Annotated in this window: 3 protein-coding genes, 1 tRNA gene and 1 pseudogene; 3 read left to right on the forward strand and 2 right to left on the reverse strand. The window is 62.3% G+C overall.

The features are described from left to right. A partial coding sequence (locus ENZ74_RS20090) for a D-alanyl-D-alanine carboxypeptidase family protein (protein WP_164761095.1) occupies positions 1-959 on the reverse strand: 959 nt, incomplete at its 3' end. Between the two features lie 213 nt (positions 960-1,172). Between ENZ74_RS20090 and ENZ74_RS20095 the strand changes: the two genes are divergently transcribed. From ENZ74_RS20095 to ENZ74_RS35210, 3 genes are all read left to right on the forward strand, one after another. Further along, the gene (locus tag ENZ74_RS20095) at positions 1,173-2,336 is read left to right on the forward strand and encodes a M20 aminoacylase family protein (RefSeq protein WP_063169116.1); all 1,164 of its coding nucleotides are present in this window, start codon (positions 1,173-1,175) and stop codon (positions 2,334-2,336) included. A gap of 83 nt (positions 2,337-2,419) precedes the next feature. Further along, positions 2,420-2,496 (forward strand) — tRNA-Arg (locus ENZ74_RS20100). 477 nt (positions 2,497-2,973) lie between these two features. Further along, complete coding sequence (locus tag ENZ74_RS35210) at positions 2,974-4,959, forward strand: hypothetical protein (protein ID WP_244514235.1); 1,986 nt, start codon at positions 2,974-2,976, stop codon at positions 4,957-4,959. Between the two features lie 151 nt (positions 4,960-5,110). Here ENZ74_RS35210 and ENZ74_RS34720 read toward each other — a convergent pair. After that, positions 5,111-5,492: pseudogene (locus ENZ74_RS34720) on the reverse strand (hypothetical protein); the annotation flags it as partial.

The following is a 5,492-nucleotide window of genomic DNA, read 5'->3' on the forward strand; positions in this document are numbered from 1 at the left end:
AGCTTTTCCTGATAGGGTGATTTCGGCACGTTCTTGGCGGCGGCCGGCGGCGCCTCGGATTGCTCCTGCGGCGTCTTCTTCTTGCAGACCTCGTCCTGCATGTCGTTGGGTGAGACCGTGTCGCCATAGGGCGCCAGCGTGGTGACGGTGGCCGAGCCGGCGACAGGCGTGTCGAACCCCTGATCGAGCAGTTTTGCCGCCGTCTCGGCGCGGGTGACCGCCGACTTCTCGCCAAGCACAACCGCGACCAGCGTGCGCCCGTTGCGCGTCGCCGAACCGATCATGTTGAAGCCGGAAGGGCAGACAAAACCGGTCTTCATGCCATCGGCGCCGGGATAGCGGCCGATCAAGAGATTGTAGTTGGGGATCGCCTTCTTGCCGACGGCAAGGCCCTCGATCGAGAACCACGGCACATATTGCGGAAATTCGCGGCGGATCGCCATCACCAGCACGGCGAGGTCGCGCGCCGTCGTGTACTGATCCGGCGAATAGAGCCCGTTCGGATTGACGAAATGCGTGCCGTTCATGCCGAGCCGGGTCGCCTCGGCGTTCATCCGGTCGGCAAAGGCCGCCTGCGAACCGCCGACATTTTCGCCGACAGCCATGGCAATGTCGTTGGCCGATTTGACCAGCATCATCTTCAGCGCATTGTCGAGCCGCATCACCGAACCCGGCTTGAAGCCCATCTTGCTTGGCGGCTCGGCGGCGGAGTGTTTGGTCACCTTGATCGGCGAATCGAGCTGTACCTCGCCGGCCGCGATCGCCCGAAAGGTGACGTAAGCGGTCATCAGCTTGCTCAGCGATGCCGGATACCAGCGCTTGAACGCATCCTGATGCTGCAGGATCTTGCCGCTGCCGAGGTCGAACACGACCACCGGATTGGCCAGCGCCGGCCCGGCCACAACCGACAGCGCGATTGTGCCAGCCGAGAATAGTTTGAGGAAATGCCTGTACCGCATGATCAAATCCGAAATCGCCTCTTGCCGTAGTCGCCCCTGGCTCCGTAAGATTTCATTACGCGATCGCCAGCATATGGTCCGACCCTCAAAACCCGGACCCCATTGTTGCGGTGCTATTTACTCTATGTGACGCCAAGATGGCAAAGTGCCTGGCGATCACAATTGCAAGGCAGCGGCCAACACCCGCCGTCCCAACAGCGAGATGGAACCATCATGCCAATCCTGAACCGTGCCGCCGAAATGCAGGACGAAGTTGCCGGCTGGCGCCAGCATCTGCACCAGACGCCAGAACTGAACTTCGACGTCTTCAAGACCGCCGCCTTCGTCACCGAGAAGCTGAAGGCTTTCGGCTGTGACGATGTGGTCACCGGGCTCGGCAAGACCGGCGTGGTCGGCATCATCCGCGGCCGCCAGGGCGAAGGTCCCACCATCGGCCTGCGCGCCGACATGGACGCGCTGCCGCTCAACGAGATATCAGGAAAGCCCTACGCCTCGACCATCCCCGGCAAGATGCATGCCTGCGGCCATGACGGCCACACGGCGATGCTGCTGGGTGCGGCCAAATACCTCGCCGAGACGCGCAACTTCACCGGTTCGGTGGCGGTGATCTTCCAGCCGGCCGAAGAGGGCGGCGGCGGCGGCAACGAGATGGTCAAGGACGGCATGATGGAGCGTTTCGACATCTCCAGGGTATTCGGCATGCACAACATGCCGGGCCTGCCTGTCGGACAGTTCGCCATTCGCCCGGGCCCGATCATGGCGGCGACCGCCGAATTCACCATCACCGTGCGCGGCAAGGGCGGCCACGCGGCGATGCCGCACGGTACGATCGACCCGATCGTCATCACCAGCCAACTGGTCGGCGCCTTGCAGACGATCGCCTCGCGCAGCACCGATCCGGTCGAGGCCGTGGTGGTGTCGGTGACCAAGTTCCACGCCGGCGATGCCTACAACATCATCCCCGAAACCGCCGAAATCGCCGGCACCGTGCGCACCTTGCGAAAAGAAATCGCCAAGAAGTCCGAAGAGCGCATCCGCAGCATTTGCGACGGGCTGGCGACCGCGTTCGGGGCCAGGATCGAGGTTGACTACCAGGCGAATTATCCCGTGACCTTCAACCACGCGGAAGAGACGGTGTTTGCCGGTGACGTCGCGATGAGTGTCGCTGGCGACGCCCATGTCCACCGCGGCATCCAGCCGGTGATGGGCGGCGAGGATTTCTCCTACATGCTCGAAGCCCGCCCCGGCGCCTTCATCTTCATCGGCAATGGCGACACCGCCGGTCTGCACCACCCGGCCTACGATTTCAACGACGAGGTCATCCCGCACGGCATGAGCTACTGGGTGAAACTGGCTGAAACCGCGCTGGCCGCCTGACAGCGGCAGCGCAAAGCCGGCCGAATTGCCTTCGGCCGGCCTCTTGGCGAAACGATCCGAAGCGGCTATGTGTCTGGCCGCGTGGTCCCGTAGCTCAGTAGGATAGAGCGGCAGATTCCTAATCTGTAGGTCACAGGTTCGATTCCTGTCGGGATCACCATGCTTTGCATCAGCTTAGCAAATTGACGTCGTACTTTTCGCGAAACAGTACGACGAATTCTAATCTCGGCGGGAATGCATCACCGAACAAGGAACGATCAGCTTCACTACGAAGAGCGGGCACTACAATGGCCCTTTGTCTGGCCGAAGGCTGCCTGCAGGATCACTAGGAGCTGATGGTTGACCGTGGTGCGCTGTGACCTAGCTTAAAGTTCATGATGGACAGTCCTAAGCCCGGAAATGGCGAATTGTCCGCACCGGCGAACTCTCGCGAGGTTGCTATGCAGAGGCGCAAACCGGCGTTTCAGAGCCCTGCATGCGTCCTTGGTCGGCCATTGCCCGCTACGGAATATCAACTGCGGCGATCTATCGGAACGCGACCGGCGCCCCGCCATCCGCAACAATTCGCAAGGACCAGAAGGATCCCGAAGAAAGCGACGCTCCGAGAGCGGTAAGGCCTTGGCGAATACCAAGGCGAATGACCAGACATCGCTTTATGAACTTGGCAATACACCCAGAACGCACGGGCACGGCAATGCCAAATTATCTTGCCGAAATGTATGCAAACGACGTAAATCTGGCCATTCTGAGCGCAGTGGTGACGCTTGCATCGGTGGGCGTCTATCTTGTGCTCCGGCGTATCCTTGCCGCAGTGCGACGGCGCCGCCTTGCAGCGTTTGACGAAGGCAGATCCGGTTTCGCCGACGAGGCTTCTTGGGAATGGGAAAGCCCGGACGGACTTGTCGTCGGGCCTGCTTCTTCCAAGGCTGCCAACCCCTTGCATGCGGTCGGCCTGGATGTTCGGGCTCAAAATACCAACTACTCTCGGTTCGGAGTGCGAATCGAACATTTCGCCGCGACATCCGAACCCAGCGGGTGCTCGTCAGTGGTCGAGACCGGTGCTCCTGCACCGAACAGAGTGCAGTCTGGCCGGCTTGCAGCATCCATCAGCGCGATCGCGGAACGTGGGAAGCGGATTTGCGGGTCGGCATGGAACCAATTGCGCCATAAGGCTTCACCGCCAAAAATTGCTCCGTTGGCCTATGCTGCGGATCGCGGTTTGAATTTCACAGCTCAGTTGAGAGATCCCGACCCGGCCATGGCGCCTGCCTCAAACCCTGTCGTTCGCAGGCCGATCGTTCTTGTATCGCGCTTGGGTCTCGCCGCCATTTGTCTGGCCGCGCCGATTGGCTATGCGATGACGAGACAAATCTGGGTCGAAAGCGCTTCCGCCATCTCGCAAACCCAAGACCAGGCCCATCGAGACCTTTCGCGCCCGCTGGGATTTCAGGCGAGTGCCGAATTGCTTGGCCCGGATCTCACGGCTAACCAGGCGCAAACCGGGACGGATCGTGCTCAGGCTGCCGCTGCGAGACAATTGGCCGACCAGGAGCACCGGGCGGCGGAAGGCGAGCGTGCCAGGAGCGCCGCTCTGCAGGGAGCGCTCCTCGAGGCGAGCAAGCAGATCCACACGCTGAGGGCAAGCATGGCAGCTGCCGATGACGCGCGCGAGGAGCGGTTGCGCAATGAACTCGCGGCAGCCCGCACCCTTGACGCGTTGCGGCGCATTGCGGGAGAGGCCGGCACGATGCTGAGCGAGGGCGCCAGCTATGTCCTTAAGGAGATGCCCGCTGCTCATCTCGAGCAGGAGCAAGCCCAAAGGCAGGCGCGCGATTTATCGCAAGCGCGCGTCCAAATTGAACAGCTTGAGACCGAGGCCGCCAAGGATCGCGCCACGGCCAAGGCTTCACTGGTGCAGGCGAGCGGCATACTCGACGACGAGCGCCGGAAGACGGAGCTGCTTCGTGGCGATCTCGCCGAAGCGAAACTGGCCAATGCCGCACTCATGAAGCGTACGGCTGCGGCTGAGCAGGAACAGACCGACGCGGTCACAGCGAGACAACAAGTGGAGCGGACCGCAGCTGACACGGAGCGAACGCTCGCACGAGAACGCGCTGCAGCAGCAGCGGCCGTTGAGGAGCTGAAAGAAGCTCGCATCGAGCGCCAGGCGGCTGAACTGGAGCGAGCCAAGGCAGTCTCAGCGAAAGAGCGTGCCGAGCAGGCCGCAACCGAGACGGCACAGGCCCTGGCACGGGAACGTACTACAGCCGTCATGAATCGTAAGGATCTCGACAGAGCACGCATCGAGCGCGAAGCCGCCGCCCAAGCTCTTTTGGTGCGTGTCGCTAAGCTTCAGGAGGCTCTGGACGAGCAACGCAAGGCCACTGTTTCTCTTGCCCGCGACTTGGCTGCGGCGCGCGGGGACAACGACAGGCTCAGGACTGAGCGCCGCAGCGCGCAGATCGAACCGCCCCTGAAGCCGCGTTCTGGCCGCGCGGCAGCCAGCCAGGTGAAGGCCGTCAGCAAGAAGATTGGCAAGGTTCGCAGCCCTTCGCGGATGACCCGGGTGCGTTCGATCACACTTCCTTATTCGCTCTTGCCAAGACACGTGACACCGCAGTGATTTCCGACTGCGCGGTCGCTTCCGTGGAAGGCCATTTTTGATGCCCCGCACCCCTTCGTAATGCACCCGAGGCCTGCTGCCATTTCGGCCAAAGATGAATGGCCTCTCGAATTCACCCTGCTTCATCAGCGAGAGTGTTCTGCGCGATGCGCTATGTCAGGCCGATCACGCTGCCTGTCGCGTCCAATTCGCATTGGATCGCCGCCTGCCGCGTTTCCACGCTGCCTTGCCGCGCATAGTCGATGCTGACCTCGATGGGGGCCGAGATCGTCGCCCGACTCAACTGATGTACGAAGCCCGCGCTGGTGACGCGCACGCTGGTCGCCCCCAACGGAGCGGCGGCCGACTCGATGGCATCATGGCAGGCCCGAACGACTTTATCCGGGACGCCCGGCAGCGCCTCGGTTCGGCTGACTGTTGATTGAGTTTTGCTGTCGCTGGGAGGCTGGAGAGCGGCCGGGAGGTCGAGCGACTGTCCGCCCCTTGCGGACGCAACAGCAGTGGCGGTGGCCGAACCTACAGTCCCCGGGGCC

It is taken from the genome of Mesorhizobium sp. M7A.F.Ca.CA.002.15.2.1 (assembly GCF_003998715.1).
In the GTDB taxonomy this organism is placed as follows: domain Bacteria; phylum Pseudomonadota; class Alphaproteobacteria; order Rhizobiales; family Rhizobiaceae; genus Mesorhizobium; species Mesorhizobium ciceri.

Bases quoted from the DNA above. Each gene is read 5' to 3' on its own strand.
- ENZ74_RS20095 (WP_063169116.1), top strand. From the start codon at position 1,173: ATGCCAATCCTGAACCGTGCCGCCGAAATGCAGGACGAAGTTGCCGGC.
- ENZ74_RS35210 (WP_244514235.1), top strand. From the start codon at position 2,974: ATGACCAGACATCGCTTTATGAACTTGGCAATACACCCAGAACGCACG.